The organism is Leifsonia sp. NPDC014704, from assembly GCF_043083605.1.
Taxonomy (GTDB): Bacteria; Actinomycetota; Actinomycetes; order Actinomycetales; family Microbacteriaceae; genus Leifsonia.
Map to the genome: position 1 here is coordinate 91414 of NZ_JBIBYW010000001.1, position 25846 is coordinate 117259.

Annotated in this window: 26 protein-coding genes; 13 read left to right on the forward strand and 13 right to left on the reverse strand. The window is 70.7% G+C overall.

The window, feature by feature from the left end; translation table 11 throughout:
* Window positions 1-132 precede the first annotated feature (132 nt).
* Both ACF1AJ_RS00530 and ACF1AJ_RS00535 read right to left on the reverse strand, forming a co-directional pair.
* The gene (locus ACF1AJ_RS00530; RefSeq protein ID WP_391505680.1) at window positions 133-339 is read right to left on the reverse strand and encodes a hypothetical protein; all 207 of its coding nucleotides are present in this window, start codon (window positions 337-339) and stop codon (window positions 133-135) included.
* Window positions 340-502: 163 nt separating this feature from the next.
* Window positions 503-3061, reverse strand: a complete 2559-nt coding sequence (locus ACF1AJ_RS00535; protein WP_391505681.1) for a LuxR C-terminal-related transcriptional regulator — start codon at window positions 3059-3061, stop codon at window positions 503-505.
* A 256-nt stretch (window positions 3062-3317) separates the two neighbouring features.
* Between ACF1AJ_RS00535 and ACF1AJ_RS00540 the strand changes: the two genes are divergently transcribed.
* Both ACF1AJ_RS00540 and ACF1AJ_RS00545 read left to right on the forward strand, forming a co-directional pair.
* The gene (locus tag ACF1AJ_RS00540) at window positions 3318-4778 is read left to right on the forward strand and encodes an FAD-dependent monooxygenase (protein ID WP_391505682.1); all 1461 of its coding nucleotides are present in this window, start codon (window positions 3318-3320) and stop codon (window positions 4776-4778) included.
* 108 nt (window positions 4779-4886) lie between these two features.
* Window positions 4887-5534, forward strand: a complete 648-nt coding sequence (locus tag ACF1AJ_RS00545; protein WP_391505683.1) for a hypothetical protein — start codon at window positions 4887-4889, stop codon at window positions 5532-5534.
* Between the two features lie 102 nt (window positions 5535-5636).
* Here ACF1AJ_RS00545 and ACF1AJ_RS00550 read toward each other — a convergent pair whose 3' ends face one another.
* A complete protein-coding gene (locus ACF1AJ_RS00550; RefSeq protein WP_391505684.1) occupies window positions 5637-6284 on the reverse strand; it encodes a class I SAM-dependent methyltransferase in 648 nt (215 codons plus the stop codon).
* Window positions 6285-6478: 194 nt separating this feature from the next.
* A complete protein-coding gene (locus ACF1AJ_RS00555; RefSeq protein WP_391505685.1) occupies window positions 6479-7567 on the reverse strand; it encodes an epoxide hydrolase family protein in 1089 nt (362 codons plus the stop codon).
* Between the two features lie 89 nt (window positions 7568-7656).
* Between ACF1AJ_RS00555 and ACF1AJ_RS00560 the strand changes: the two genes are divergently transcribed.
* Complete coding sequence (locus tag ACF1AJ_RS00560; protein WP_391505686.1) at window positions 7657-8271, forward strand: DUF1992 domain-containing protein; 615 nt, start codon at window positions 7657-7659, stop codon at window positions 8269-8271.
* A 100-nt stretch (window positions 8272-8371) separates the two neighbouring features.
* On the opposite strand, the gene ACF1AJ_RS00565 is transcribed toward ACF1AJ_RS00560, so the two are convergent.
* From ACF1AJ_RS00565 to ACF1AJ_RS00575, 3 genes are read right to left on the reverse strand one after another with little or no spacing between them, the layout of a single operon-like run.
* The gene (locus ACF1AJ_RS00565; RefSeq protein ID WP_391505687.1) at window positions 8372-9088 is read right to left on the reverse strand and encodes a hypothetical protein; all 717 of its coding nucleotides are present in this window, start codon (window positions 9086-9088) and stop codon (window positions 8372-8374) included.
* The gene (locus tag ACF1AJ_RS00570) at window positions 9085-9615 is read right to left on the reverse strand and encodes a DUF6114 domain-containing protein (protein ID WP_391505688.1); all 531 of its coding nucleotides are present in this window, start codon (window positions 9613-9615) and stop codon (window positions 9085-9087) included. Before ACF1AJ_RS00570 ends, ACF1AJ_RS00565 begins: the two co-directional genes overlap by 4 nt.
* Window positions 9606-10202, reverse strand: a complete 597-nt coding sequence (locus ACF1AJ_RS00575; protein WP_391505689.1) for a DUF6230 family protein — start codon at window positions 10200-10202, stop codon at window positions 9606-9608. Before ACF1AJ_RS00575 ends, ACF1AJ_RS00570 begins: the two co-directional genes overlap by 10 nt.
* 132 nt (window positions 10203-10334) lie before the next feature.
* Here ACF1AJ_RS00575 and ACF1AJ_RS00580 point away from each other — a divergent pair, with 132 nt between their 5' ends.
* Complete coding sequence (locus ACF1AJ_RS00580) at window positions 10335-10922, forward strand: TetR/AcrR family transcriptional regulator (protein WP_391505690.1); 588 nt, start codon at window positions 10335-10337, stop codon at window positions 10920-10922.
* Here the strand turns inward: ACF1AJ_RS00580 and ACF1AJ_RS00585 are convergent.
* Complete coding sequence (locus tag ACF1AJ_RS00585; protein ID WP_391505691.1) at window positions 10919-11242, reverse strand: hypothetical protein; 324 nt, start codon at window positions 11240-11242, stop codon at window positions 10919-10921. The two genes, ACF1AJ_RS00580 and ACF1AJ_RS00585, sit on opposite strands and share 4 nt — an antisense overlap.
* 135 nt (window positions 11243-11377) lie before the next feature.
* Window positions 11378-12286, reverse strand: a complete 909-nt coding sequence (locus tag ACF1AJ_RS00590) for a DsbA family protein (protein WP_391505692.1) — start codon at window positions 12284-12286, stop codon at window positions 11378-11380.
* Window positions 12287-12405: 119 nt separating this feature from the next.
* On the opposite strand from ACF1AJ_RS00590, the gene ACF1AJ_RS00595 reads away from it, so the two are divergent.
* Complete coding sequence (locus ACF1AJ_RS00595; protein WP_391505693.1) at window positions 12406-13047, forward strand: class I SAM-dependent methyltransferase; 642 nt, start codon at window positions 12406-12408, stop codon at window positions 13045-13047.
* Window positions 13048-13123: 76 nt separating this feature from the next.
* On the opposite strand, the gene ACF1AJ_RS00600 is transcribed toward ACF1AJ_RS00595, so the two are convergent.
* Window positions 13124-14569 (reverse strand): MDR family MFS transporter, encoded by a 1446-nt coding sequence (locus ACF1AJ_RS00600; RefSeq protein WP_391505694.1) that lies wholly within the window; start codon window positions 14567-14569, stop codon window positions 13124-13126.
* Between the two features lie 75 nt (window positions 14570-14644).
* Here ACF1AJ_RS00600 and ACF1AJ_RS00605 point away from each other — a divergent pair, with 75 nt between their 5' ends.
* The 5 genes from ACF1AJ_RS00605 (at window position 14645) to ACF1AJ_RS00625 (ending at window position 21313) form a co-directional block, all read left to right on the forward strand.
* Window positions 14645-15334, forward strand: coding sequence for an ArsR/SmtB family transcription factor (locus ACF1AJ_RS00605; RefSeq protein ID WP_391505695.1), 690 nt, complete (start codon window positions 14645-14647; stop codon window positions 15332-15334).
* Entirely contained in the window at window positions 15331-16641 is a 1311-nt protein-coding gene (locus tag ACF1AJ_RS00610; protein ID WP_391505696.1) for an MFS transporter, read from the forward strand. Before ACF1AJ_RS00605 ends, ACF1AJ_RS00610 begins: the two co-directional genes overlap by 4 nt.
* Before the next feature lie 52 nt (window positions 16642-16693).
* The gene (locus ACF1AJ_RS00615) at window positions 16694-17188 is read left to right on the forward strand and encodes a hypothetical protein (protein ID WP_391505697.1); all 495 of its coding nucleotides are present in this window, start codon (window positions 16694-16696) and stop codon (window positions 17186-17188) included.
* 148 nt (window positions 17189-17336) lie between these two features.
* The gene (locus ACF1AJ_RS00620) at window positions 17337-21095 is read left to right on the forward strand and encodes an AAA family ATPase (RefSeq protein ID WP_391505698.1); all 3759 of its coding nucleotides are present in this window, start codon (window positions 17337-17339) and stop codon (window positions 21093-21095) included.
* A gap of 26 nt (window positions 21096-21121) precedes the next feature.
* Complete coding sequence (locus ACF1AJ_RS00625; RefSeq protein WP_391505699.1) at window positions 21122-21313, forward strand: hypothetical protein; 192 nt, start codon at window positions 21122-21124, stop codon at window positions 21311-21313.
* A gap of 99 nt (window positions 21314-21412) precedes the next feature.
* On the opposite strand, the gene mscL is transcribed toward ACF1AJ_RS00625, so the two are convergent.
* From mscL to ACF1AJ_RS00640, 3 genes are read right to left on the reverse strand one after another with little or no spacing between them, the layout of a single operon-like run.
* The gene (gene mscL, locus ACF1AJ_RS00630) at window positions 21413-21850 is read right to left on the reverse strand and encodes a large-conductance mechanosensitive channel protein MscL (protein WP_309860478.1); all 438 of its coding nucleotides are present in this window, start codon (window positions 21848-21850) and stop codon (window positions 21413-21415) included.
* Window positions 21851-21867: 17 nt separating this feature from the next.
* Window positions 21868-22203, reverse strand: a complete 336-nt coding sequence (locus ACF1AJ_RS00635; protein ID WP_391505700.1) for an FmdB family zinc ribbon protein — start codon at window positions 22201-22203, stop codon at window positions 21868-21870.
* 34 nt (window positions 22204-22237) lie between these two features.
* Entirely contained in the window at window positions 22238-22822 is a 585-nt protein-coding gene (locus ACF1AJ_RS00640) for a 5-formyltetrahydrofolate cyclo-ligase (protein ID WP_309860474.1), read from the reverse strand.
* Between the two features lie 59 nt (window positions 22823-22881).
* On the opposite strand from ACF1AJ_RS00640, the gene galU reads away from it, so the two are divergent.
* The 3 genes from galU to ACF1AJ_RS00655 all read left to right on the forward strand — a co-directional run bounded on the left by galU (window position 22882) and on the right by ACF1AJ_RS00655 (window position 25796).
* Window positions 22882-23859 (forward strand): UTP--glucose-1-phosphate uridylyltransferase GalU, encoded by a 978-nt coding sequence (gene galU / locus ACF1AJ_RS00645; RefSeq protein WP_309860472.1) that lies wholly within the window; start codon window positions 22882-22884, stop codon window positions 23857-23859.
* A gap of 23 nt (window positions 23860-23882) precedes the next feature.
* Complete coding sequence (locus ACF1AJ_RS00650; protein WP_391505701.1) at window positions 23883-24545, forward strand: GNAT family N-acetyltransferase; 663 nt, start codon at window positions 23883-23885, stop codon at window positions 24543-24545.
* A 129-nt stretch (window positions 24546-24674) separates the two neighbouring features.
* Window positions 24675-25796 carry a hypothetical protein gene (locus ACF1AJ_RS00655; protein ID WP_391505702.1) on the forward strand — a complete coding sequence of 374 codons (1122 nt, stop codon included), beginning with the start codon at window positions 24675-24677 and terminating at the stop codon, window positions 25794-25796.
* The last annotated feature ends 50 nt before the right edge of the window (window positions 25797-25846 follow it).

Consider the following 25846-nt stretch of genomic DNA (forward strand, 5'->3'; position numbering starts at 1 on the left):
TTCCAACCCCCGAAGGGGGGTCCGGGATACCGCTGGCCCGTTGCTCACAGCGTCTTCGACTCATGGCGCTGGCTATGCTTGCCCGAATGAAACGACGCCGCGAGCGTGAGCGTGGCCACCTGAGCGCCGCCGTCACGGCAAATACCGCAGCCACTCTTGCCGCGACAGCCGTATCCGGCGTCCGTGATGGTCGACGATCCACTCGGTCAGCGTCGACGAGATGTAGACCGCGAGGATGGTCTCGGCCGTCCACTCCTCGCGTCCGCGCGTCCACCGGATCAGATGGAACTCGGCCCCGCGGCGGGGCGTCAGCCCGATGGGCAGATCGATGTAGGTCACGTCCGCTCCTTCCCCGAACCCATGCCGGCCGAAGGGCCCGAACCGTCGACCGGCATGAGGGTCGCATCACTACACCGAGGACGCTAGGGCGCGGCGGAGCCCGGCGGCGTCACCCGAACGGGGTGACCTTATGCAGGTGTTTGGCGGGCGACGCGTGCAGGCGTCAGCGCTCGTCGACCATGGCCAGCGGCTCCAGCAGGCCCAACTCGGCTGCACGGTCGACCGCGGCGGCGCGAGACTGCACGTCGAGCTTGCGATAGATGCGCGCGATGTGGGTCTTCACGGTGTTCAGGGAGACGTAGCCGCGCGCAGCGATCTCCGCATTCGAGAGGCGGGTCGGCAGATAGGCGAGGATGGCCACCTCGCGAGGGGTGAGTGGATCGGGCAGCGGATGAACGTCCGCGTCAGCCGCCAGGCCGGCCTGCCGGACGATTTCTCGGCGGAACGCGTCGGGTGCGCCGGGAAGCTCGTCGATCGCCGCCGCCACGACGCGTCCCGTGCGGGCGAACACGTCGACCAGTCCCTCCGGGGCCGCCAGCGCGACGGCCTGGGCGAGGTGACGCTCGGCCGACGGGTGGTCACCCGCGGCGACCAGGTGCCAGCCGACCGCGAGGGAACGCTGCACCTGGGCGGCAATCGTTGCCGACGGGCCCGGCGGATCGATCTCCTGGAGGCGGCGTCCCGCCGCGGCCACGTCGCCTCGAGCGAGGCGGGCGGCCACCTCCTCGAAAGCGAGTGAGGACCACTCGGTCGCCGCAGCGTGGACGGGTTCCGCCCGCCCGGAGTGCCGGGCGTCCCGCAGCCCGACGGCGTCCAGTTCCGACCTCACGATCGGCGGCGGGGGAGTCGGCGGCAGGGCGACCTCCGCTGCTCCGTCCGCCGGCAAGGCCAGGCGTTCGGTCAGGACGGCGAACCAGAGCAGCTGGGTGCGTGCGTTCGACGATGCGCGCAGCACGCCCTCACGCAGCGACAGCGAGCCGGAGCCGGGCCTTCCTCGACGGACGGCGACCAGCGCGAGCGCGATATGCGCATCCCCGGTGGCGGGATGATCGAGCAGCGACGTCTGTGCGGCGAGCTGCAGCGCTTCCTCCGCCTGGGCGGTCGCTGCGTTCAGCCGCCCACTGAGCGCAGAGGCCAGCGCCAGCGTCCCGATCCCATGGATGCGCCAGGGCGGATACTGGCCGCCCGGCGACGCGAGCATGCGGCGAAGCCAGTGCGACCCCGCCTGCAGTCTGCCGTCGAATAGCTCGGCGCGACCGGCCGAACCGAGCGACATGGCCACCAGGAGGTCGCGCCGGGTGAGTTGAAGGAGGTCGGGCAGCACCAGTTCCGAGTCATCGAGAAGCTCGAGTGCGCTCATCGCGGCGGTGTACGCCGACTCCGCCGGAGGGTGGAACTGGACGGTGATCGCCATGAAGGTGTATGCCACCGCTTTCCGGCCGGCGTCGACATCCGCGCGGGCTGTGAGGGCGCGCAGCAGTTCCATGGTCTGCCGGGTCCGTCCGGTCGAGCCCAGGGTGAATCCGTAGACGAGCTCCGCATCCGGCGACGATCTCCTGACTTCCGCGGGGACCTGCCCCAGCCACCGCGCCAGTGTGGCGGCGTGCCCATTCTCGAACGCCTCGCGGCCGATCGAGAGCACCAGCTCCATCGCTTCCTCCCAGTGGCGGGCGCGCAGCAGGGCCTCAACGGCCGTCGCCGTGTCGTCCCGCTGTCGCGACCACGTCGCGATGCGCACGAGCAGCGAATGCTCCACACCCGGCTGCTCGATACGGAGGAGGGCGCGCATGCCGCTCCGGAACAGCGCGTGGAAGGTGAACCATCCCGGCTTCTCCGGCAGCGCAGTGATGAACAGGGACTCGCTCTCGAGCCGGCGGAGGACGTCCGGCCCGAGGTCGCCCGAGGTCAGCACCGGCACGAGATCGGGGTGCAGCTCGTCGGCCACGGACAGGCGAAGCAGCGCGTCCCGGCGTTCCGGCGGCTGCGCGTCCAGAACCTCCTCTCCGAGGTACTCGATGATCAGGCGGTCTGACTCCCCGATGCTCGCCACCAGATCTTCGTCGGGTCGGGAGCGCAGGGTGAGTCCGGCCAGCTGAACGCCCGCGGCCCATCCGTCGGTGTGCTCGCGGATGGTCGCAGCCGTGCCGGTGTCCACGGCTCGGCCGGTCAGCTGCGTCAGCAGATGCTCCGTCTCGACGACATCCAACCTCAGCTGGTGCTGCCGGATCTCGACCACGGAGTGGCGCAAGCGGTGGTGGGTGAGCCGCATCCCTGCATCCGTCCGCGAGGAGAGGATGAGGTGCGCGTTCGGTGGGAGGCGATCGGCGAGGGCGGACAGGTCGGCAACCAGTTCCGGACTCTGCAGGATCTGCACGTCGTCGATGAGAATCACGATCTCGGTCTCCGCATCGGCGAGAGCGGCGACGAGGTCGTCGAGAAACGCCTCGCCGAAGCAGCCGGTCGCCTCGGACCGCGGATGAAGCGCGCCGACCGTGGGGTGCACTGCCGTGAGTCCTGCCGCGAACCGGCGGGCGAATCGTGCGCCGTCCCGGTCGGCCGTCGTCACCTGGAACCACGCGACGGCGAGATGCGGACGCGACGCCACCCACTGAGACAAGAGGGCGGTCTTCCCCGACCCGGCAGGAGCGACGATGACGGTCAACGGCCCTCGGACACCGACGTCCAGCTGCTCGAACAGCGCGGGGCGCTGGATCGCGTGCACGGGGGGCGGGCGATGGTCTGGCATCGAGGCGACTCCGGTCGGCGCGTGGTGGACGCGCTCACCAAAATCATCCCATGGGGGTGACGACGGGAGGATGCCCGAGTGCAAGGGCATTCCGATCCTGCGCATCGGGCTGTACCTGCATTTCCAGGATACCGGTCGGGTGGGGGCTTGCGGCAAGGCCGGTCTCGTCCACCAGAATTGCTGGTCGCGCGTGAAATCTTGACGCGCAGCGGATGTGAGGATAGGGAGACGCATGGCTTCTGACGTGTTCGACGTGATCATCAGCGGGGGCGGTCCGACGGGGATGATGCTGGCCGGCGAACTGCGCCTGCACGGGGTGGAGGTGCTGGTGCTGGAGCGGGACATGGAGCCGACGACCGCGGTCCGGTCGCTCGGCCTGCACCCGCGCAGCATCGAGATCATGGACTCGCGCGGTTTGCTGGACCGCTTCCTCGCGGCCGGCACGAAATACCCGGGAGGCGGGCGGTTCGCCGGCATCCCGAGCCCGCGGCCGGTGCACCTCGACACGGCGCACGACTACATTCTGGGGATGCCGCAGCCGGTTACCGACCGGATCATCGCCGAGCGCGCGGCCGAGCTGGGGGCGCACATTCGTCGCGGCGAGGAGGTCGTCGGGTTCTCGCAGGCGGCGGACCAGGTGGAGGTCGAGCTCGCATCCGGTGAGCGGGTGCGCGGGCGCTGGCTGGTCGGCTGCGACGGCGGCCGCAGCCTGGTGCGTCGGACGCTCGGGATCGACTTCCCCGGCGAGGCAGCGACCACCGAGTGGATCCTCGGCGAGGTTCAGGCGACCGTGTCGGCGGAGGAGATCGCCGCCGTCTCCGAGGAGGTGCGGAAGACGCACCGCGGCTTCGGGATCGGCCCGAACGGCGAGGGGCTCTACCGCGCGGTCGTGCCCGCGGCATCCGTGTCGGAGGATCGGTCGGTGCCGCCGACGCTCGACGAGTTCCGGACGCAGCTGCGGGCGTATGCGGGAACCGATTTCGGGATCCACTCGCCGCGTTCGATCACGCGGTTCACCGACGCGACGCGGCTCGCCGAGCGGTACCGCGTCGGGCGCGTGCTGATCGCGGGAGACGCTGCGCACATCCACCCGCCGCTCGGAGGGCAGGGACTGAACCTCGGCATCCAGGACGCCTTCAACCTCGGTTGGAAGCTCGCCGCGGAGGTCGGTGGATGGGCGCCCGACGGGCTGCTCGACACCTACTTCGGAGAGCGGCATCCGGCGGCGGAGGACGTGCTGACGATCACGCGGGCGCAGAGCGAGCTGATCTCGCCGGAGCCCGGGCCGCAGGCGGTGCGACGCCTGCTGACCGAGCTGATGGATGTGGACGGAGTGGGGGAGTTCTTCGGCGCGAAGGTCGCCGGGATCGCGGTGCGGTACGACGTGGGGGAGGCGGACGCGGGCTCGGACGCGCGCGGGCTGCTCGGGCGGCGGTTACGTGACGTCCGGCTGTCGCGCGGGCGGCTGTACGAGCACCTCCACGACGGACGCGGACTGCTGCTCGACCAGACGGGAACGCTCAGCGTCGAAGGATGGGCGGGTCGGGTCGATCTCGTGTCGGACGTCAGCGACGAGTTGGATGCGCCGGCGGTGCTGCTGCGGCCCGACGGGCATGTGGTGTGGGTCGGGAGCTCGCAGGAGGAGCTGGAGGTGCGGCTGGCGCGCTGGTTCGGGGTCGCGAGTCGTCTGTGACCGTGTCCGTGCGCCTCGAAATGGGGTGTGGCCCGAGCGGTACTGGAAGCCGCGGGTGTGGGAGGCTGTCCTCCGCGCCTCGGTGGGAGGCCGGGATGGGGGACACACGTGACCGACGCGACAGACGACCGAACTCAACCGCGATACGGGGAGCTGGCGCCCGGGGAGCCGTCAGCCGGGGAGCCGGCGGCCGCGGTGCCCGCGGAAACGTCAGCAGCGGATGCGGGGACGGACGTGACGGAGGCTGCCGACGCGCCTTCGGCGGCCGAGTACCCGTCCGCAGAATCCCTCGCGCCCGGCGGACCGCTCACTCAGCAGGAGCGTGTCGGCCGGGGCCTCGCGCTGGCGCTGGTCATCATCCCGGCCGGGGTGATCGCGTGGACCGTCCTGTGGAACATCGGCTTCATCGCCTCCATCGTCTCGTGGGGTGTCGCGGCGGGAGCCGTGTGGCTGTATCGCGCCGGGTCGAAGGCGCGCGTCACGCGCGGCGCCTTCTGGGGGCTCGTCGCGATCGTGGTCGTGACCGTGGTGCTCAGCCTGCTCGCTGGGATCTTCACCGATCTCGTCAGCGCGGTCGGCATCCCGCTGACGCAGGCGCTCACCGACGCGGACTTCTGGGCGCTGTTCGCGGACAACATCTTCAACAACGGCGAGCTGTGGCAGGCGTACCTGCCGCAGGTGGTGCTGGCCCTGGCGTTCGCGTTCCTCGGCTGCTTCTGGACGATGCGGCGGCTCGCGCGCGAGTCCCGCGCCTGACCCCCACACCCCCGTCCCCCCACCGTCGAGTCCGCAAACTTTGCACGCGACGCGCCTGGAGGACGTCACGTTTGTGCGGACTCGCCGGTGGGGGATGCGGTGTCAGGAGGCGGGGAGGGCGAGCTCGGCGAGGAGGAGTTCGTCGGCGCCGTCCGTCCACGTGGCGGTTCGGGCGACACGGAAGCCCGCGGACTCCACGGTGTCGGCGAGGTGCTCGACCGAGTCGAACGGGGCGTGGTCGATGAACGCCTGCGGTGGGGCGGAGCGGTGCTTCGACGGATCGAAGGTGAGGAACGTCGCCGTGACAGCCCGGCCGCCCGGGCGGAGGACGCGCGTCCACTCGGCGATCGCGGCGACGGGATGCGGGAACAGCTGGAGTCCGGTGACGCACGTCACGAGGTCGAACGTGCCGTCGCCGAGCGGCAGGCGGGTCGCATCCGCCTCCAGGAGGTCGGCGTCCGGGAGGTGGCGGCGGGCCTCGGCGAGCATGCGCGGGGAGAGGTCCACGCCGGTGGCGCCTCCCGTGTAGCCACGGTCGCGGAGGGCGCGGAGCACCAGGCCGGTGCCGGTGGCCACGTCGAGCACCGCATCCACCCCGTTCAGGTCGGCGAATGCGGCGACGGCGGCGGCGAGGTCGCGGTGCATGGCGCTCTCGTCGTAGGTGGGCGCGCGGTCGTCGAAGCGTTCGCGCACGGTCCGGAGGTGTTCGGCAGCGGTCACAGCATCATCGGTCACAGCATCTCCAGTCACGGCGGCCAGCGTACCGAGCTCCGGAGCGGCGAGGCAGGGCCGGACAAGAATTAGCGGCGGCCGGCTCACCCGAAAAAGCCGACCGCCGCGCACCGGGAACGCAGTACAGCTGCCCGCCCCCTGCGGTCCAGCCTGCCATCCGTTGCTTAGTGCACACAGTAAAGGGGTTTCCTGCGTTGTCAACGGGTCTGCGGCTATGAATTGCCGATGTTCATCTCCAGTTCACGCACCGTGCGCGCGATGGCCTCCGGCGCCTCCCACGCGGTGAAGTGGCCGCCGCGTTCCAGGCGCTCGAACGAACGGATGTCGGTGTAGCTCTTCTCGGCAAGCGACCGCGGGTAAGCGGCCTCATGGCGCTGGATGATGATCGCGGCGGGCACCTCGACCAGCGGGTGGAGGTCGTCGTCGTCGGGCGGCTCGCGGTAGGGGCGGAAGCTCGTTCCGATGGACCGCGTGACCCAGTACAGCGCGACGTTGGTGAGCACGTCGTCCATGTCGAAGCGCTCCAGCCCCTCGCCGTCGCTCCACGCGGCCACCTTCTCGGCGATCCAGGCGAGCAGACCGCTGGGGGAGTCGATCAGGGCGGCGGCGAGCGTGTCGGGACGCGTGCCCTGAATGTGCGCGTATCCCGATTCTTCGGGGCGGTGGACCGACTGCAGGAACTCCGTCTCCTCGTCGGTCAACTCGACGCCCGGCCGGGTGCGTGCCGAGAAGGACGCGTGCGGGGCGATGATCCCGGCGACCGACTCGGGATGCGTTCCCGCCAGCCAGTCGCTCACCCCGGCTCCGACGTCCTCGCCGTAGGTCAGATACCGGTCGTAGCCCAGCTCGGAGGTCATCAGCGCGTTCCACCGCCGAGCGACGCCCTGGGAGGAGAACGGCTCGGGCAGCACCCCCGAGTAGCCGTACCCGGGCAAGGACGGAAGCACCACGTCACGGTCTTCGGCGAGCAGGTCGCCGAGATCGAGCATCGATGCGAAGGAGTACGGCCAGCCGTGCGTGAGGACGATCGGGAGGCCGGACGCGCGGCGGGCTGGAAGGCGCACGACGTGCACGTCCGAGCCCTCGAGCTGCATCATCCGCTGCTCGTACCCGTCGACCCGCCGCTCGAACGCGCGCCAGTCGTATCCCGTCCGCCAGCGGTCGACGAGCGCGCGCAGCACGCGCGGCGGGATGCCGTTCGACCACTCCGGCCCGGGCGTCGGCTCCGGCAGGATGGTCGTATCCAGCCGGCGTCGGAGGTCGTCGAGCACGGTCTGCGGCACCTCGATGCGGAACTCCATGGGCCGAACGTAGTCGCTGCCACCGACACCGGCCAGGGCGCGGACGCAACCCCCGGCGGACCGTCGGTGGCCGGGCGTAACCTGGACGCATGGCCCGCAACCGCGACGACATCCGTCGCGCGCCTCGGGAGTCCGACCCGCTCGTCGAGGCCGCGCGTTACCGCCTGCGACGAGACGCGGAGGCGCGCGGAGAGCCGGTGGAAGAGGCCAATCCCGGCCAGCCCACCATGGAGCAGCGCGCGCAGATCGTGGAGACCTCGATCCAGCAGGCGATGCGCCGCGGCGACTTCGACAACCTGCCCGGCGCGGGCAAGCCGCTGCCCGGGCTCACCGGGACGCACGATCCGGACTGGTGGATCCGCCGCAAGATCGAGCGCGAGCAGCTGACCGGACTCGGGCCGCCGGCGCTGCTGCTGCGCACCGAGGACGCAGAGCTCGACGACAAACTCGACCGGCTCGCGTCGGAGAGCACCGTGCGCGAGCATCTTGAGAGCTTCAACCGGCGCGTGATCGAGGCGCGGCGGCAGCTGCAGGGCGGCCCGCCCGTGATAACGCGCACGCGCGACGTCGACGAGGAGGTCGCCCGCTGGCGGCAGCGGCGCGACGAGCGCATCCGCGAGGCCGACGCCAGGCGGCGGGCCGAGCAGGAGGCGTACGCGGCGCTCAGCTGGCGCGAGCGGCGCCGGCTGCGGCGCGGGCGCTGAGGGCCGCGTCCACTCCGACCATGCGAGTTGACGCAACACGCCGTCGGCGCCGAGGCCCCGACGGCGTGTTGCGTCACCTGGATGGGTGAGCGGCGGGCCGCTAGTCCGTCAGGTGCTGATGCGGGTCGGTGAAGTGGATGCTGTCCGCCGTTACTCCGACGAGCCCCAGTGTGACGCGCAGCAGCTGGGGAGGCAGGCCGTCCGCCGGGGGAGGGGTGGCCGCGCCGAGGGTCAGGGTCTTGCCGTCGGGGCCGGTCGCGGTCACCGAGTCGAGGTAGACCTGCACGTTGCCGCGCAGCGCCATCTGGTCGGCGGTGGTCGCGAGCTTGGGGCCGGTCTCCTTGCGGACGGTCAGGCTGAAGCCGTCGATGGTGATGCTGTCGGCCGAGATCTTGAGCACGGGGATGCGGCTGCCGTCGGCGAGCGGGACGGTGACGACGCTGATGCCCGTGAGCCCCGAGAACGACAGCGAGCTGCTGCCGAGCTGTGCGGGCGGTTGGGTGAAGACCGGGGCGGTCGCGTCCGGGCCGGCTGGGGCGGCGGGGGTCGCCGGAGCCGTCGGCGTCGGCGTGGGGGAGCCGGGCACGGCGGGCGCGCCCGGAGCGCCCGGGATCGGCAGCGTGGGGACGCCCGGGATTCCGGTGCCGGTCGGCGTGGGCGTCGGGGTCGGCGTCGGCGAGCTGCACGGCATGATGATCGGGATGCACAGCGCGGCGGGAGCCGCGGTCGGCACACGCGCAGCGCCGAGGCCTGCGAGGGCGGCGGCGATGCACGCGACCAGGGCACCCGCGACCATGCCGGAGCGGCCCCGCCTCATGCGATCGTGCCTTCGGTGGATGATGAGGCCGGCGATTCGGTCGGTGTGGCGGCGGCCGAGCCTGCCGCACGCGCGTCGCCATCCCCCTCGGCGCCCGCCGCATCCATTTCGGCCTTCTTCGGCATCCAGGCCACGGTGAGGATGCCGCCGATGCTGCTCAGCAGCATCCCGACGAAGAACCCGCCGAGGTTGACGCCGACCAGCGAGTACACGGCGACGGCCAACGCGATCACGCCGTAGAAGATGCGGTGCGCGGGCATCGCGATCACCAGGATGCCGAGCAGCACGAGCAGGATCGGGATGATTGTCGCCTGCAGTCCCTCGATGCCGAGCTGCACGTGGATCTTGCCGATGTCGAGCTGCCCCGAGAAGAACATCTCGACGCCGCCGATCGCGGTCAGCAAACCGCCGACGAAGGGGCGGCTGCGGCGCCACGCGCGGAAGCGCGCGCGGGTGCTCGCCGCGGTCGTCTCCTCGCCGGCCGCGATCGGGCCGTTCGCGTGCGCGCGGGCCACGATCAGAAGCATCCCTTCGAGCCGTCGGTCAGCTCGACGTGCATGCCGCTGAGGGTGAAGACGGAGGCCTGGGTGCTCCACGCGGTCTGCTGGAGGTTCGTGATCGTGACCGTGTCCGCATCCTGCGCGAAGTCGCCCGCGCTGCCCTTGGCCGAGGTGTTCACGGTGGAGGCGTCGACGCCGATGCGGATGTTGTGGAACTCGGAGTCGCCCTTGAGGTCGGTCATGCCGATCTGGAGGTCGGAGGCCGAGGCCGGGTTGCCGCCGCCGCCCGCGGTGATCAGCATCCCGACCTTGCCGAGCGGGGTGTCGGTGACGACGGCCTGGCAGAGGTCGGAGAGCGTGGCGGACTTGATGTTCGCGATGGCGACCTGGTGCTCCTTGCCCGCGGTGTCGGGCGCGACGCCGGCGTACTGCGAGAAGCCGGTGCCGTCGAGCTTGGTCGCGCTGATCTGGAACTGGCTACCGGAGACGGCGAAGGAGACGGGGACGGCGCCCTGGGCGACGCCGGTCATCAGCACGGTGGAGACGACGGCGACGGGGACGGCGGCGAGCACGATCCGTCCGGCATGCGACCCGGCGAGCTTTCGGAACTTCATCGATCCTCCTGTTCGGGGGACTTGACAGCGTCGGCGCAGTCAGGCCCAGATGCGAGCTTAGACGTTATTGACAGGCTGTCAATAGAAGATCCGGCACCTCAGTGTTCGGGAGGCGGCCGATAGTCTCGGAACATGGACACCGACCGGCGCACGAGGCTGACGCCGGACGAGCGACGAGCGCAACTCGTCGCGCTCGGAGTGGCGTTCCTCGCCGACAACCCGCTGGACCAGCTCTCCATCGAGGAGCTGTCGGCTCGCGCGGGCGTCTCGCGCGGGCTGCTGTTCCACTACTTCGGATCGAAGCACGGCCTCCATCGGGAGGTCGTCCGCACGGCCCGCGACAGCATGCTCCACGCCACGGAGCCGGTGGCCGGGCTCGCGCCGCTGGACCGCCTCCACGACACACTCGAGCGCATCGTCGCATTCGTGCGCGAGCACAGCGGGACGTTCTACTCGCTGGTGCGCGGCGTCGCCTCCGGAGACACGGAGGTGCGCCAGGTGGTGGAGGAGGCCCGCGGGGAGCAGGCGGATCGTGTGATCGCTGTCTTCCTCGAGTTGGGCGTGCCGGACACCGCGCTGCTGCGCATCGCACTGCGATCGTGGATCGCGTTCGCCGAGGAGGCGCTCGTCGAGAGCGCGATCGGCACCGACCTGCCGTCGGAGCAGATCGTCGGCTTCCTCGAGCGGAGTGCCCGCGGAGTGGTGGATGCGCTGGGCTAGATGCCCTCTTCCTCGACGTCCTCTTCGGTCAGCACGCCGTCATCCTCCGGCTCGTCGCCGTGCTCGTCGTAGACCGGCTCGGCCTCGCGGGCCTGACCGCCGGTCGGGCCGTCGTTGCCGTCGCCCGGACCAGACCAGATCGTCTCGCCGGCGACCGCGTCGTTCGTGACGAGCTCGTCGGCGAAGTCGGCCTCGGCCTCGGGGTCGTTGAGCGCGTAGTCGACGTCGCCGTCGGCCGGATCGGCCCAGCCGGGCGTCTCGCCCGCATCCGTCTCGCCGACCTCTACGTCCTCGACGCCGTCCTCCGGAATCCGATCCATCGCCTCGTCCCTTCCGCTCTCTCGCCTTGTCGCCCCCGACGCTACACCCGCCCCCACGCAGACAGCTCCTGAGTTTTTCCGCCCGATCGTGACGATTCGGGCGAAAAACTCAGGAGCTGTCGGATAGAGCTCGCGTTACTTGGCGGTGGGGAAGGTGATGGTCTTGCCCGAGCCGGCGTCCTTCACGGCTGCCTGCGTGAACGCGGCGAACTGCGAGGCGTCGGTGAAGCCGCCCTGGTAGCGCTCGCCGTTGACGAAGACGGTCGGGGTTCCGAAACCGCCGGTCGTCGGGTTCTTCAGCTGCGAGTTGGTCGTCGCGTCCTTCGTCATCGCGGTGACGAAGTCCGCATACGTCTGGTTGTTCACGCAGTCGGTGACGGCCTTGGAGCTGACGCCCGCATCCTTGAAGATGCTGAGGATCTCGGCGTTCGTGAGCCCGGTGCCGGTCTGCTCGTCCGGCTGCTTCGCGAAGAGCGCGGAGTTGACATCCCAGAACTTGTCCGGCTCCGAGTTCGCCACACACGAGACGGCAGCGCCGGCGCGCGTCGAGTAGTTGTTGTTCTGCGAGCTGTCGAGGATCGCGACGGGGTGGATCTCGATCGTCGCCGAGCCGTCCGCCATCCACTGCTTGATCTGGTCGTCATTCGTGGTCTCGAACTGGTCGCAGTAGGGGCACTGGTAGTCGAGCCAGATCTGGATGTGCGCGGTCTTGCCGTCGAGCTCCATCTTCGTCGGCGTCGGCTGACCGCCCGACGGGATCGCCGGCGTCGTCACGGCCTTGCTCGACGACTCGAGCAGGATGCCGCCGCTGGCCATGTTCTTCGGGTTCGCGGCTCCGGCGCCCCCGGTTCCCACAGTGGTGAAGATGACGACGCCGATGATGGCGAGCACAGCGATGACGCCGGCGATGACCGATCCTTGAACGATGATCTTGCGCCGCTTGGCCTTCTTGGCGGCCTCTTCGCGCATCCTCCTGGCGGTTTCGCGCGCCTCCTCGCGGCGGTCGCGTTTCGTAGGACCTGTCGTCCCTCTGCCAGTTGCCATTCAGCTCATCCCATCGAACAGTGGACAGTTCTCACATGATCGTAGGGGGACTTTGCTTTGAAGGCGCTGTACCGGGTGCTCTACCGTGGACGCATGCAGTCGACAGACCGAGCCAGCTGATGCCGTCGGATTCCGAAGGGCACGGGACGGGCGCGGAGCCGAACGAGGGCCGGGACACTGCGGGCGCCGACTACGCGGAGCGCCTCCGACGTCTGGACACCAGCTGGTGGCGCCGCACACTGAATGTGCAGGCGCCGTACCGCTGGAACATCCGCCGCCTGCACCTCGGGCGGGTGCTGGATGTGGGGAGCGGCCTGGGCCGCAATCTGGCGCACCTCGGCAACAACGGCGTCGGCGTCGACCACAATGCGGAGTCGGTGGCGATTGCGCGGGCGCGCGGGCTGACCTCGTTCACGAGCGACGAGTTCCCGTCGACCGAGTACGCGGTGCCCGGCGCCTTCGACTCGTTGCTGCTCGCCCACGTCGTCGAGCACGTCGACCCGGACTTCGCGGTCGAACTGGTGCGCATGTACCTGCCGTACGTGAAGCCGGGCGGTCACGTCCTTTTCATCACGCCGCAGGAGCGGGGCTATGCGAGCGACGCCACCCATGTCGCGTTCACCGACTTCGACGGCCTCCACCGCCTCGCCGACCGCCTGGGCCTCACGGTCGAGCGGGAGTACTCGTTCCCGCTGCCGCGCTTCGCGGGCAAGGCGTTCACCTACAACGAGTTCGTGGTGCTGACCCGGCTCCCCGGCTGACGCACGGCAAGTCCGCCGCGGCCGGTCTGGTTGACGCGACGCGCCGTGCGCGAGACTGCGCGGACGGCGTGTTGCGTCAACTCGATGCGGCCGGCGCGCGGCCGAGCTCCACGTCCTCCACGCGGGAGCGCGGCATCGCCAGGCCCGCGGCGATCGTGAGCACCGTGGCGATCGCCACCGCCACGAAGACCGCGGTCGACGCCGACTGGATGGTGTCGGGCGACTTCGCGCCGCCTGCCGAACCGGCGATGATGGCGTTGGCGATCGCTCCGAACACGGCCACGCCGACAGCGCTGCCGATGGAGCGGGCGAACATGTTGCTGCCGGTCACGACGCCGCGCTCGTTCCACGCGACGCTCGACTGTGCGGCGATCAGCGTCGGGGTCGCGATGAGGCCCATCCCGAGCCCGACGATGAAGCAGCTGACCGCGACGAACAGCACCGACGGGGTCAGCGAGGTGAGCGCGAGCGAGATCGCGCCGACGATGGCGATGCTCATCCCGAGCAGGGCGGTGTTGCGGAACCCGATGCGGAGGTAGAAGCGGCCGGACAGGCTGGCCGCGATCGGCCACCCGAGGGTCAGCGCGGCGACGGCCAGGCCGGAGACGATGGGCGCGACGCCGATGGTGCCTTCCAGGTAGGTGGGAACGTACGACGTGAGGCCGATCAGGATGGCGCCGACTCCCAGCGAGATCAGTGTGGTCGTCACCAGCAGTCTCCGGGAGAACACCCACAGCGGCAGTACCGGCTCGGAGGCCCGCAGCTCCACCAGCACGAAGGCCACCAGCAGCAGGCCGCCCAGCACGAAGGCGCCGATGCTCCACACCGAGTCCCACGCCCACGCCTGTCCGCCCTCGAGCACCGCGAGGATGATCAGGGTCGTGCCGGCGGTCAGCAGCACCGCGCCGGGGTAGTCGATGCGGTGCCTGCGGCGCTCGACGGTCTCATGGAAGCTGCGGATGAGCATCCACGCGGCCAGGATGCACAGCGGGATGTTGACGAAGAAGATCCAGCGCCACGACAGGAACTGCGAGAACACGCCGCCCAGGGTCGGTCCGACGACGGAGGAGATGGCCCAGACGCTGGCGAGGTAGCCCTGCGTCTTGGCGCGCTCGGCGACGGTGTAGATGTCGCCGGCGATGGTGATGGACATCGGCTGGATGGCGCCGGCGCCGAGGCCCTGCAGGGCGCGGAACGCGATGAGGGCCGGCATGCTCCATGCGAAGCCGCAGAGCACCGATCCGAGGAGGAACAGTGCGATGCCGATGAGCACGATGGGCTTGCGGCCGACGGTGTCGGAGAGCTTCGCGTAGACGGGCACGGACACTGCCTGCGCGAGCAGGTAGACGGAGAACAGCCACGGGAACTGCGAGAACCCGCCGAGGTCCTGGACGATCGAGGGCACCGCCGTCGCGAGGATCGTCGAGTCGATGGCCACGAGCCCGGTCGTCAGCATGAGGGCGATCAGGATGGGGCCGCGCTCCGACCGGAAGCCGACGCTCGCTCGGGTGGGTTCGTTCATAGAGGTCAACAACGCGAGGGAGTCGGTCGCATTCCCGGCTTGACGTGAAAGAGGACCAGCGCGACAATCTGAAACATGTCTTTCATAACTGGGTCGGTGGGTGGCGCGGACGCCGACCGCGCGCGTCCCGAACGGCGCACGACGGTCACCGACCCGCGGGCCCTGCGCGCACTCGCGCATCCCCTCCGTCTCGCGCTGCTCGACCACTTGATGTCGTTCGGGCCCCGGACCGCCAGCGAGTGCGCCGCGGTGGTCGGCTCCACCGCATCCAATTGCAGCTATCACCTGCGGGCGCTCGCCAAGGTCGGGCTGGTCGAGCCCGTGGATGCGGAGGACGGCCGTGAGCGCCCCTACCGGTCGTCGTCGACCGGGCTGACCTTCGGCCGCACCGAGGACCCCGAGTTCGCGATCGGTGCCGACACCGTCGAGCGCGCCCTCGCCGACCGCCAGGTCGATGACGAGGCGGCGCTCGTCCACCGCGCCATCGCTCAGCGCGACGAGCAGCCGATCGAGTGGCGCGAGGCGAGCCTGCTGACGGGGTACGCCCTGAAGCTGACGCCGGGCGAGTTGCGCGAGCTGATGCAGGGGCTGGACGCGCTCATCCGCCCCTACATCGCCCTCACCCGGGTGGATGCGCCCGAGGGCAGCGACGTCGTCGCGCTGCACCTGAACGCCTTCCAGCACCCGGATGCGATCGCGGCGGCGCGGGCCGCAGGCGCCTCGGCCGAGCAGGACGACACGGATCCCGGGGGCGGCGCATCGTGACCGCCACTGCGACCCGCGAGCGCTCGCCGCTGCTCCGCCGCGACTTCGCCCTCGTCTGGACCGCGGGGCTGGTCTCCGACACCGGCGACTGGCTGCTCATGATCGCGCTGCCGCTGTTCGCCCTGTCGGCGACCGGGTCGGCGCTCGGCGCATCCACCGTCTTCCTGGTCGAGCTCGTCCCGATGCTGCTGGTCGGCAGCTTCCTCGGCGTGCTGGTCGACCGGTGGGATCACCGCCGCACGATCATCATCGTCGCCCTGCTGCAGGGGCTGCTGCTTCTGCCGCTCCTCGCGGCGAGCGCCGACCGGATGGGCATCGTGTACGCGGTCGCCGCGGTCGAGGCGGTGCTCGGTGCGATCATCAATCCGGCGCGGCAGGCGATGATCCCGCAGCTGGTCGGCACCGACCAGCTGGCGCGCGGCAACGCACTGATCGCCGTGAGCGACAGCCTTGCCCGGCTCATCGGTTCCCCGCTCGGCGGTCTCTCGTTCGCGCTGTGGGGACTGCCGGGAGTCGTGATCGCGGATGCGGCGTCGTACCTCATCACCGCGGGGCTCGTCCTGTTCGTGCGCCCGCGACCGCGGAAGGCCGACGCCGCACCGGCAACGGACGGCGAGAGCGCAGCGGACGGCGAGCCTGCGGCGGTCGCCGAGCGGCGCATCCTGCACGAGTGGGTGGAGGGGCTGGCGCTGCTCGCGCGGTCCGCCACCTTGCGCACGCTCGCGGGCATCGCCGCGCTTGCGGGCGTGGCGCAGGGCCTCTTCCTCGTGCTGTTCCTCGTCTACGTGACGCAGAACATCGGAGCGGGCGACACCGGCGCTGGCATCATCCGCGGCGTCCAGGCGATCGGCGGGGTGCTCGGCGGACTCGTGACAGGCGCCCTCGCGCGACGGATGGCACCGCGCTGGATGATCGGCGTCGGCTATCTGGTCTTCGGGACGCTGTCGCTCGTCACCTGGAACCTCGCTCCGTTCACCACAGCGCTGTGGGTCTACGCCGGGCTGTTCATCGCGATGGGCATCCCCGGGGTCACGACGGCGACCGGCGAGATCACGCTCGTTCAGACGACAGTCCCCGCGCGCGCCCTCGGGCGGGTGATCGCCGCGGTCACGACTCTGGACGGCGCAGCACAGGCGGTCGGGCTGCTCATCGGCGGCCTCCTCGCCGACTCGGGCGACATCGTCCCGGTGCTCGACGTGCAGGCGTCGCTCTACCTGCTCTGCGGGCTGATCGGGATCGTGGCGTTGCGCGACAGGCGAGGGCTCACCGGGAGCGGCGCGGGCACCGACAGGACGCGTCTTACGTAACGGCCCGCGCGAACGCTAGGGTGCTGCCACCGTGGTCCCCCGGAGGTGGATGATGTCGTACCGCACCCTCTCGCACATCCCGCTGTTCCGCCGCACCGTCGGCGCCGTGGCGCTCGCCGCGGCCCTGACCGGTGGCCTGACCGCGTGCGACCTGTTCGCGCCGCAGGACACCCTCGACATCGAGGAGGCCAGCGTCGGATCGAGCGCCACCGTTGGGGATGTGTTCGTCGGCAACGCCGTGCTGGTCACCAGCGACGACGGCGCGACGGCGAACCTGGTGGTCACGCTGGTGAACCAGGGGAACGACACCCAGCAGGTGGAGATCGTGCCGAGCGGCGGGCAGAGCATCACGGTGTCCCTCGACCCGCGCGACACCCAGCAGCTGGGCGACCCGCCGGACGACGAGAGCCTGGTGAGCGACCTGGATTCGGCTCCCGGCTCGCTCACGACCGTGACGGTCGCGAGCGGGGGAGACTCGGTCGGGCTGCAGGTTCCGGTCGTGACGGGCGCGCTCCCGCCGTACGGCACGCTCACCCCGGCGCCCTGATCGCGCACGAGGATCGCGCCCGTGGGTCGCGCACGCCGCGACGCGTCGGCGCGCCTGGAAACCCAGACCGGTATTCCGGCGCATGATATTGACGCGAAACCCGCCCGGGTTCCCGCTGTTTCCGGGGATGTGAACGTAGGGTGTCGGTGTGTGGCGACTGGACAGGAAGACCGAGGATGACGACGCGACGTCGGGCATCCCAGACGATGACGCCCTGAACCCGCGCACGACGACGGCTCCGCACGCGCTCAGTCTGGGCGACCCGGCCCTGGTCGCCGGCAACATCGCCGACCCGGTGTGGAAGCGCTGGCGCGACGAGATCGCGGCGGTCGGCGGGGTCTCTCCGCTGCTCCACTTCGAGGACAGCCCGCGCACGCGCATCGAGCTGAGCACGACGCATCCCGGCGGCCTCCCGCAGTTCATCACCGGGCAGAGCACGCTGCTCTCCAGCCTCATCCGCGACGAGCTGGCGCTCCGCACCGCACGCGCGGCCGCGAACGCGATCACCGCGAAGGGCATCGAGCTGCGCTCCGTGCGCGGCATCGAGTCGGTGCACCTGGCGATCGGCCTGGCGCAGTGGCGGCACGGCTCCGAAGAGTACATGGCGCCGATCCTGCTGCGCCCGCTCGCCATCCGCCGCTACGGCCGCGACTTCGAGCTGAAGCTGAAGGGCCACACCTTCCTCAACCCCGAGCTCGCGCGCGCGCTCAACGAGCAGTTCCAGATCACGCTGGATGCGGACGCCTTCGTCGCGCTCGCCGTCAGCAACGGCGTGTTCAAGCCGCAGCCGGTGATCGACCGTCTGCGCGGCCTGACCTCGCACCTGCCGTGGTTCAACGTCCAGCCGCGGCTGGTCGCCTCGTCCTTCGCCGACGTCGCCCCGGCGCTGAGCGAAGAGGCGCGTGACCTGAACACCGTGCTGCTGGATGCGCTGGCCGGCAACCCGACCGCGCGCACGACGGTCGAGAGCGCCTTCAACCCGGTAGAGCCCATCCGCCAGGACGAGCGCCCGCCCGCGACCGACACCCTCCTGCTCGACGCCGACGAGGCGCAGGAGAACGTGGTGGCGCAGATCGCCGCGGGCAATTCACTCGTCGTCAAGACGCTGCCCGGCACCGGCGGCACCCAGACGATCGTCAACGCGATCGGCGCCCTGGTGGCCCAGCACAAGCGCGTGCTCGTGGTGAGCCCGCGGCGGTCGAGTCTCGAGGATATCGCCCAGCGGCTGACGAAGGCCGGCCTGCCGGGTCTCGCGGTGACGCCGCGCACGCTGCGCCGCGACCTCATCCAGTCGATCGCCCGCAACGAGAAGGCCACGCAGCCGAAGGTCACCGACGTCGACGAGGCCCTGGTGCGGCTCCGCAAGGTGCTGGTCGACTACCGCGCCGCGCTGACCCGCCGCGACCCCGTGCTGCGCGTCTCGGTTCTGGATGCGCTGCGCGAGCTGTCGCGCCTCTCCCTTCTTCCCGCCCCGCCCTCCACGACGGCCCGTCTCGGCCGCCGGGCGATCGAGGGGCTCGCCCGCGACCGCGCCGCGTCGGCGGACGCGCTGATCCGCGCGGCCCGCCTCGGCGAGTTCCGGTACGGCCCCAACGACTCTCCCTGGTACGGCGCCTCCTTCACGACGACGGAGGAGGGGAAGGCCGCGCACGAGCTGGCCAAGAAGCTCAACCGCGCCGAGCTGCCGCGCCTCATCGACCGCGCCCAGGCCCTCATCGGCCAGACGCGGATGCGCCCGTTCGCCTCGATCGCCGAGCTCGGCGTCTACCTGCGGCTGCTGCTCGACATCCGCGAGACGCTCGACAAGTTCACGCCCTCCGTCTACGACCGTTCGCTGACCGAGCTGATCGCGGCCACCGCATCCCGTCGCGAGTCGCCGTCGATGTCGAGCGCCAACCGCCGCCGTCTGCGCAAGCACGCCCTGGAGTACGTCCGGCCCGGCGTGCACGTCACCGACCTCAACGAGAGCCTGCGCCGCATCCAGCAGCAGCGCATCCTGTGGAACCGCTTCGCCGTCGCCGGCGTCGTGCCCGAGGTCCCGGTCGGGATCGCGGACGTGCAGGTCGCCTACCAGCGCGTGGCGGAAGACCTGGCGCGCCTCGACATCCCGCTCCGCCGCACCGGGACGCCGCAGTCGCTCGCAGCGCTGCCCGTGGAGGAGCTGACCCGCCAGATCGCCGGCCTCGCCGCCGAGTCCGAGGTGCTCGCCAACCTGCAGGAGCGCACCGCCCTGCTGACACAGTTGCGCGAGCAGGAGCTCGACCCGCTGATCTCCGACCTGTCCATCCGGCACGTTCCCGAGACGCAGGTGAGCGCCGAGCTGGAGCTCGCGTGGTGGCAGTCGGTGCTCGAGTCGCTGCTCGCCTCCGACCGCGCCCTGCTCAACGCCAACACCGGGGTTCTCGACCGGCTCGAGGCCGACTTCCGCCTGGTGGATGAGGCGCACGCCTCCGCGACCGGCAAGCAGCTGGCGTGGATGCTCGCCGAGACCTGGAAGATCGGCATCGTCGACTGGCCGGACGAGGCCGCAGCGCTGAAGCGCCTCCTGAAGAGCACGACGCCGACGGCGACAACGCTCAACGAGGCGGCGCCGCACCTCGCGCGCCCGCTCGCGCCGGTGTGGCTGATCTCGCCCTACGAGGTTCCGTCGATCGGCCGCGAGGTCGGTTTCGACGCCGTGCTGCTGGTGGACGCGGGCGCGTCGAGCCTCGCCGAGAACGTCCCCGTCATCCGCCGCGCGAAGCAGGTCGTGGCGTTCGGCGACCCGGTGACGCAGACGCCGTCGCGCTTCGACATCGGCGTGCACGAGTACGGCACGACCGTCGAGGACGTCGACGTGGACGCGCTCCACGCCGACTCCGCGCTCGCGCGCCTCGCCGAGCTGCTCCCCGTCTACACGCTCAGCCGCAGCTACCGCGCCGGCGGCGAGGACCTCGCCGAGCTGGTCAACCGCCGCTTCTACGGCGGGATGATCGACTCGATGCCCTGGGCCGGCACCTACCTCGGCCACGGCAGCCTGTCGCTGCACTACGTCAGTGGCGGTCAGGGCATGCCGGACACCGACACGGGAGCGGTCGAGTCGACCGACGCCGAGGTCGCGAAGGTCGTCGAGCTGGTGCTCGCGCATGCGACCGAGCGTCCGCGCGAATCCCTCATGGTCATCACCGCGAGCGAGCGTCACGCCGTGCGCGTCAACCAGGCCGTGCTGGCGGCGTTCGCGAAGCGCTCGGAGCTGGCCGACTTCATCCTCGGCGACCGGGCGGAGCCGTTCACCGTGGTCACCCTCGACCAGTCGGTCGGGCAGAGCCGCGACCGCGTCATCTTCTCCATCGGCTACGGCCGCACCCCGCACGGGCGACTGCTGTCGAACTTCGGCGCCCTCGCCGAGCCGGGCGGCGACCGCCTGCTTGCGGTCGGCATGACGCGCGGCCGCCGCGGAATGGACATCGTCTCCTGCTTCCGGCCGGAGGACATCGACGAGACGCGGATGCGGCACGGTATCGCTGCACTGGCCCAGGTGCTGGGGGAGGCGGACCAGATCCAGGCCGCCGCTCCGGAGTACCTGAGCCCGGACGCCGACCCGATGGTGCTCGACCTCGCCAAGCGCCTGGCCCGTCGCGGCCTCGACGTGCACCTCGGCTATCGAGGCAAGCTGACCCTCGTCGCCTCGCACGGTGGTCGCGCGGTCGCGGTCGAGACCGACCAGGACGTATCGAAGGGCAGCCTCCGCGAGTCGCTGCGCCTGCGGCCGGATGTGCTGCGCCGCCTCGGCTGGCACTACCTGCGGGTGCACAGCTTCGAGCTGTTCGCCGACCCGGACGCCGTCGCCGGACGCATCGCCAAGCTCATCGGCAAGACGGAGGCGGACGCCGAGACGGCGCCGATCACGCTGCCGCCGCTCGCGTAGGGCGGGTCCGTTCTAGGCTGGAGGGGATGAGCGAGACACCCGGGAGACGGCGGCACCGTCGTGTGCAGCGCCCGGGCGCGCCCGGAACCGACCCCGCGCCGCGCGTCGACCAGCAGGAGGAGCCCCTGCTCCCGCCGGCCGCCCCCGACTCCGACAACGCGCCCAGTTGGTCGTCCAACGACGAACGGCTGCGACGCGACGTCCCCCCGCACTGGTAGCCCGACGCATCCTCTCGCCGAGGTGCACGTAGTTGCGCACCCGTGCGGCGTGTCGACCGCAACAACGTGCACCTCAGCGGATGGCGGGTGCGGGAGGGGTCAGGGGAGGGGGTCGGCGTGCTTGCCGGACGGCTGCGGCGGCGACTGCTGCGCCTGGAGCAGGTCGCGGATCTCGGTGAGGAGGTCGAGCTCCGTGATGGGGGCCTCCGGCTCGACGACGCCCTTCTTGCGCAGGCGCTCAGCGCGCTTGCGCACCTGGTTGATCGGGTACACGAAGACGAAGTAGACGACGACGGCCACGATCAGGAAGTTGATGATCGCCGCGAGCACCGCGCCGAACTTGATCTGCGCGTCGCCGATCGTCAGCACCAGCGACGACTCGAGGCCCTGCGTCTTGGCGATCGCGCCGATCAGCGGGTTGATCAGGTTGTTCACGATGGAGTTGACGACCGCGGTGAACGCCGCGCCGATGACGACCGCGACCGCGAGGTCGATCACGTTTCCGCGGAGGATGAACTCCTTGAACCCTTTGAGCATGACCGGAACGAACCCTTCTACGCGGCGGAGCCCGACGACGAGGTCGACGGGGTCGAGGAGGTGGAGGAGCTGGACGAGGTGGAACCGGGGGACGACGAGCCGGAGGAATCCGACGAGCCGGACGACGACGAGCCGGACGACGACGAACCCGAAGACGAGTCCGACTTCTTCGCCCCGCCGCGCGAGTCGGTCCGGTAGAACCCGGAGCCGTTGAACGTCACGCCGACGGTCCCGAATACCTTGCGGAGGGATCCGCCGCAGTTGGGGCACACCGTGAGGGCGTCGTCGGTGAAGGCCTGCTGGATGTCGAAGGCGTGGCCGCAGTCGCGGCACGAATAGGAGTAGGTCGGCATTCTTCTTCCGCTGCGCTCGCTGTCGGGGTCGGGGTCAGGTGAACTGGACGATGCGAGTCGGGGTGACCGCGCCGTCCACCGGCTGGTCGTGACGCTCGCGCGGCACCTCGTCCACCAGCTCGCCGTCGAACAGGACGGCGTACACCGGGGGACATTTTTCCATGCTGCCCAGCGTCTTGTCGAAGTAGCCGCGGCCCCAGCCCATCCGCATCCCGGTCGCATCGACGGCGGCCGCCGGCACCAGGATGAGGTCCACGTCGTTGATCGCGATCGGTCCGAGCAGCTCGCCGACCGCCTCGGGCAAGCCGTACAGGCCTTCGGTCTCGGTCTCGCCGTCGCCGGTCGTCCAGTCGAGCAGGCCGTCCTCGCGCGAGATCGGCAGCAGGACTCGCAGACCCTGCGTGTGCGCCCAGTTGAGGAAGGGGCGCGTGTCCGGCTCCACCGGGGTGGAGAGGTAGGCCGCAACGGAGCGGGCGGACAGGTCGGTGGCGAGGTCGACCAGGTTGCGGGTCAGCCCCGCCGTCGCGGTCTGGCGCTCGGTCGTCGTGAGGTTCTGCCGACGCTCGCGGAGCTCCGCACGCAGGGCCCGCTTGCGGTGAGCGGCAGTGTCCGAGTCCATACGGCAATCCTAGGAGATGCCATCCTGTGCTCCGCCGAAATGCGGATACTGTAGGCGGCATGGCAAATCACGACCGCGTTACGAAAGCAGTGATCCCCGCAGCCGGCCTCGGAACCCGCTTCCTCCCGGCGACGAAAGCGATGCCCAAGGAGATGCTGCCGGTCGTTGACAAGCCCGCCATCCAGTACGTCGTCGAGGAGGCCGTGGATGCGGGCCTGCACGACGTCCTGATGATCACCGGCCGCAACAAGAACGCCCTCGAGAACCACTTCGACCGCAACGCCGAGCTGGAGGAGACCCTCACCAAGAAGGGCGACACCGACCGGCTCGAGAAGGTCAACTACTCCACCGCCCTCGCCGACATGCATTACGTGCGCCAGGGCGACCCGAAGGGTCTCGGCCACGCCGTCCTGCGGGCCAAGATGCACGTGGGTCGTGAGCCGTTCGCGGTGCTGCTCGGCGACGACATCATCGACGCGCGCGACGACCTGCTGAGCCGGATGCTGACCGTGCAGTCGCAGCGCCACGCCAGCGTCGTCGCCCTCCTCGAGGTCGACCCCGACTCCATCCACCTCTACGGCGCCGCCGCGGTCGAGACGACGGACGAGGAGGACGTCGTCCGCATCACCGGCCTCGTCGAGAAGCCGGACAAGGAGCACGCCCCCTCCAACTACGCCGTCATCGGCCGCTATGTGCTGCGCCCGGAGGTCTTCGACGTCCTGGAGCGCACGGAGCCCGGCCGCGGCGGCGAGATCCAGCTGACCGACGCGCTGCAGTCCATGGCGGAGGCGCCCGACTGGACCGGCGGCGTCTACGGCGTCGTCTTCCGCGGCCGCCGCTACGACACCGGCGACCGTCTCGACTACATCAAGGCGATCGTGCGCCTCGCCGTCGACCGCGAGGACCTCGGCCCGGAGCTGCGCCCGTGGCTCCGCGAGTTCGCCGCGGAGCTCGAAGACGAGCCCGTGGAGTTCGTCGAGGAGATGCCCGTCGACCCGACAGGGCCCATCCAGACGCTGTCCGACCGGTCCCGCTGACGGCCGGCCGAAGGAGGACTCCGTTGGCGCTCGTCGTCCCCACCCTCACCGAGGGTCGCGTGGGGTTGCGTCCCATCCGTCTGCGCGACGCGCGGCCGCTGGAACGGTCGCTGCTCGACAACCGCAGCTGGCTGCGGCAATGGGAGGCGACGAGCCCGTACGCGCCCGGGTCGTTCGACACCCGCGCGAGCATCCGATCCCTGTTGGCGAATGCGCGGGCCGGGCACGGCCTGCCGTTCATCGTCGAGTGGGACGGCCGGCTCGCCGGGCAGCTGAACGTCTCGTCGATCGCGTACGGCTCGCTGTCGAGCGCGACGATCGGCTACTGGATCGCCGAGGAGTTCGCCGGCCGCAACATCACCCCGACCGCGGTGGCGCTGGCGACCGACTACTGCTTCTATCAGCTGGGGTTGCACCGGATGGAGATCTGCATCCGGCCCGAGAACGGCCCGAGCCTGCGCGTGGTCGAGAAGCTCGGCTTCCGCTATGAGGGGCTGCGGCGCCGCTATATCCACATCAACGGCGACTGGCGCGACCACTTCTGCTTCGCGCTGGTGTCCGAGGAGCTGACCCAGGGCGTGCTGCGCCGCTGGCTCGACCACAACGTCCCCGAGGACGCGGCGCTCGTGCCCGCGGAGGACCGCGCGGCGGCGGCCATCCCGCTGCCGATCGCCCGGCATTACTGAGCCGGTTCTCATCCCCGGGCCGCTCAGCCGGGTGCTTCCGGTGGAAATGTGCTGAAAGCGCGCTGGATCGGGTGACACACCCCCGCGGGTGACCGAGGCTCGGCCGTCGCCGCCCCTACCGTAGAGGACATGAACGGGGATGTGATGGGCGGTGGGGTCGTCGTCGCGCTCGCGGCCGCTTTGTGGCTCGCCTATCTGGTCCCGGTGTGGTTGCGTCGCCGCGAGTACCTTGCAACGGAGCGGAACGCCGTGCGGCTGCAGCAGACACTGCGCATCCTCGCCGAGACCAGCGAGCTCCCCGACGAGGTGCGCCTCGAGGCCACCGCACGGACCGTCGCCGAGCAGCAGCGCATCCTCCGCAAGTCCGAGCAGAAGACCCTCGCCGCCGCTCGCGCGGAGGCCGCCGCCCACGCGCGCCGCGAGCAGGCGCTCGCGGAGGAGCGCCGCCGCGCGGCAGAGGAGGCGGAGCGGGCCGCCGCGGAGGCGATCGCCCTGGAGCGTGCCGCCCGCGCGGCCGCCGCGCAGCGCGCCCGGGTGCTCGCCACATCCACCGCCCGTCCCGTGCTGTCGCCGCAGCGCCGCCGTCGTCTCCGCCGGGCGCGCGGACTCTCGACCCTCGTGCTCGTCGCCGGCCTGATCGGGCTCGTCTCGGGCACGGTTCTGCTCTTCGAGACCGGAGCGTGGCTGCTCGCCGCCGCCTCGCTCGGCGCGGTCGCGCTCTCCGGATGGATGCTCGGCCGCCTCGCGCGGCCCGAGCGCGCCTCCGCGGTCGCCCAGCCCCTGGTGCGCACCTCCGTCGTCGCGCCGGAGCTCTACGACGACGCACAGCATGACGATGTCCCGGTGCAGGAACGCCTGCGCCAGAGCTGGACGCCGCGTCCGCTCCCGAAGCCGCTGCACCTGTCGCCCGGAACCGTCGCCGCCGCCGCGATGGCATCGGTGGATGCCGCCGCGGAGCTGCGTCGCGCGGCTGCCCGTGCCGAGTTCGAGCGGAAGGCGGCCGAGGTCGCACCGCCCGCTCCGGTGGCTGCGCCGGTGCCGCTGCGGGCCGTCGCGAGGCCGGTCGCGGAGTCGACGGGCCCGTCCGCTGTCGCGTCCTCGGTGGCCTCAGCGTCGGCCTCTGCGGTGTCCTCCGTGCCCGCTGCGACGACTGTCCCGAGCCGCTACGCGAGCATGGGGATCCTCGACGAGGCGGACACCGGCAGCATGGACCTGGACGCGGTCCTGCGTCGTCGCCGAGCGGCCAGTTGAGCCGTGCTCGATTTCGACGGGACCCGCGAGGGGTGCTATTGTTTCTAAGC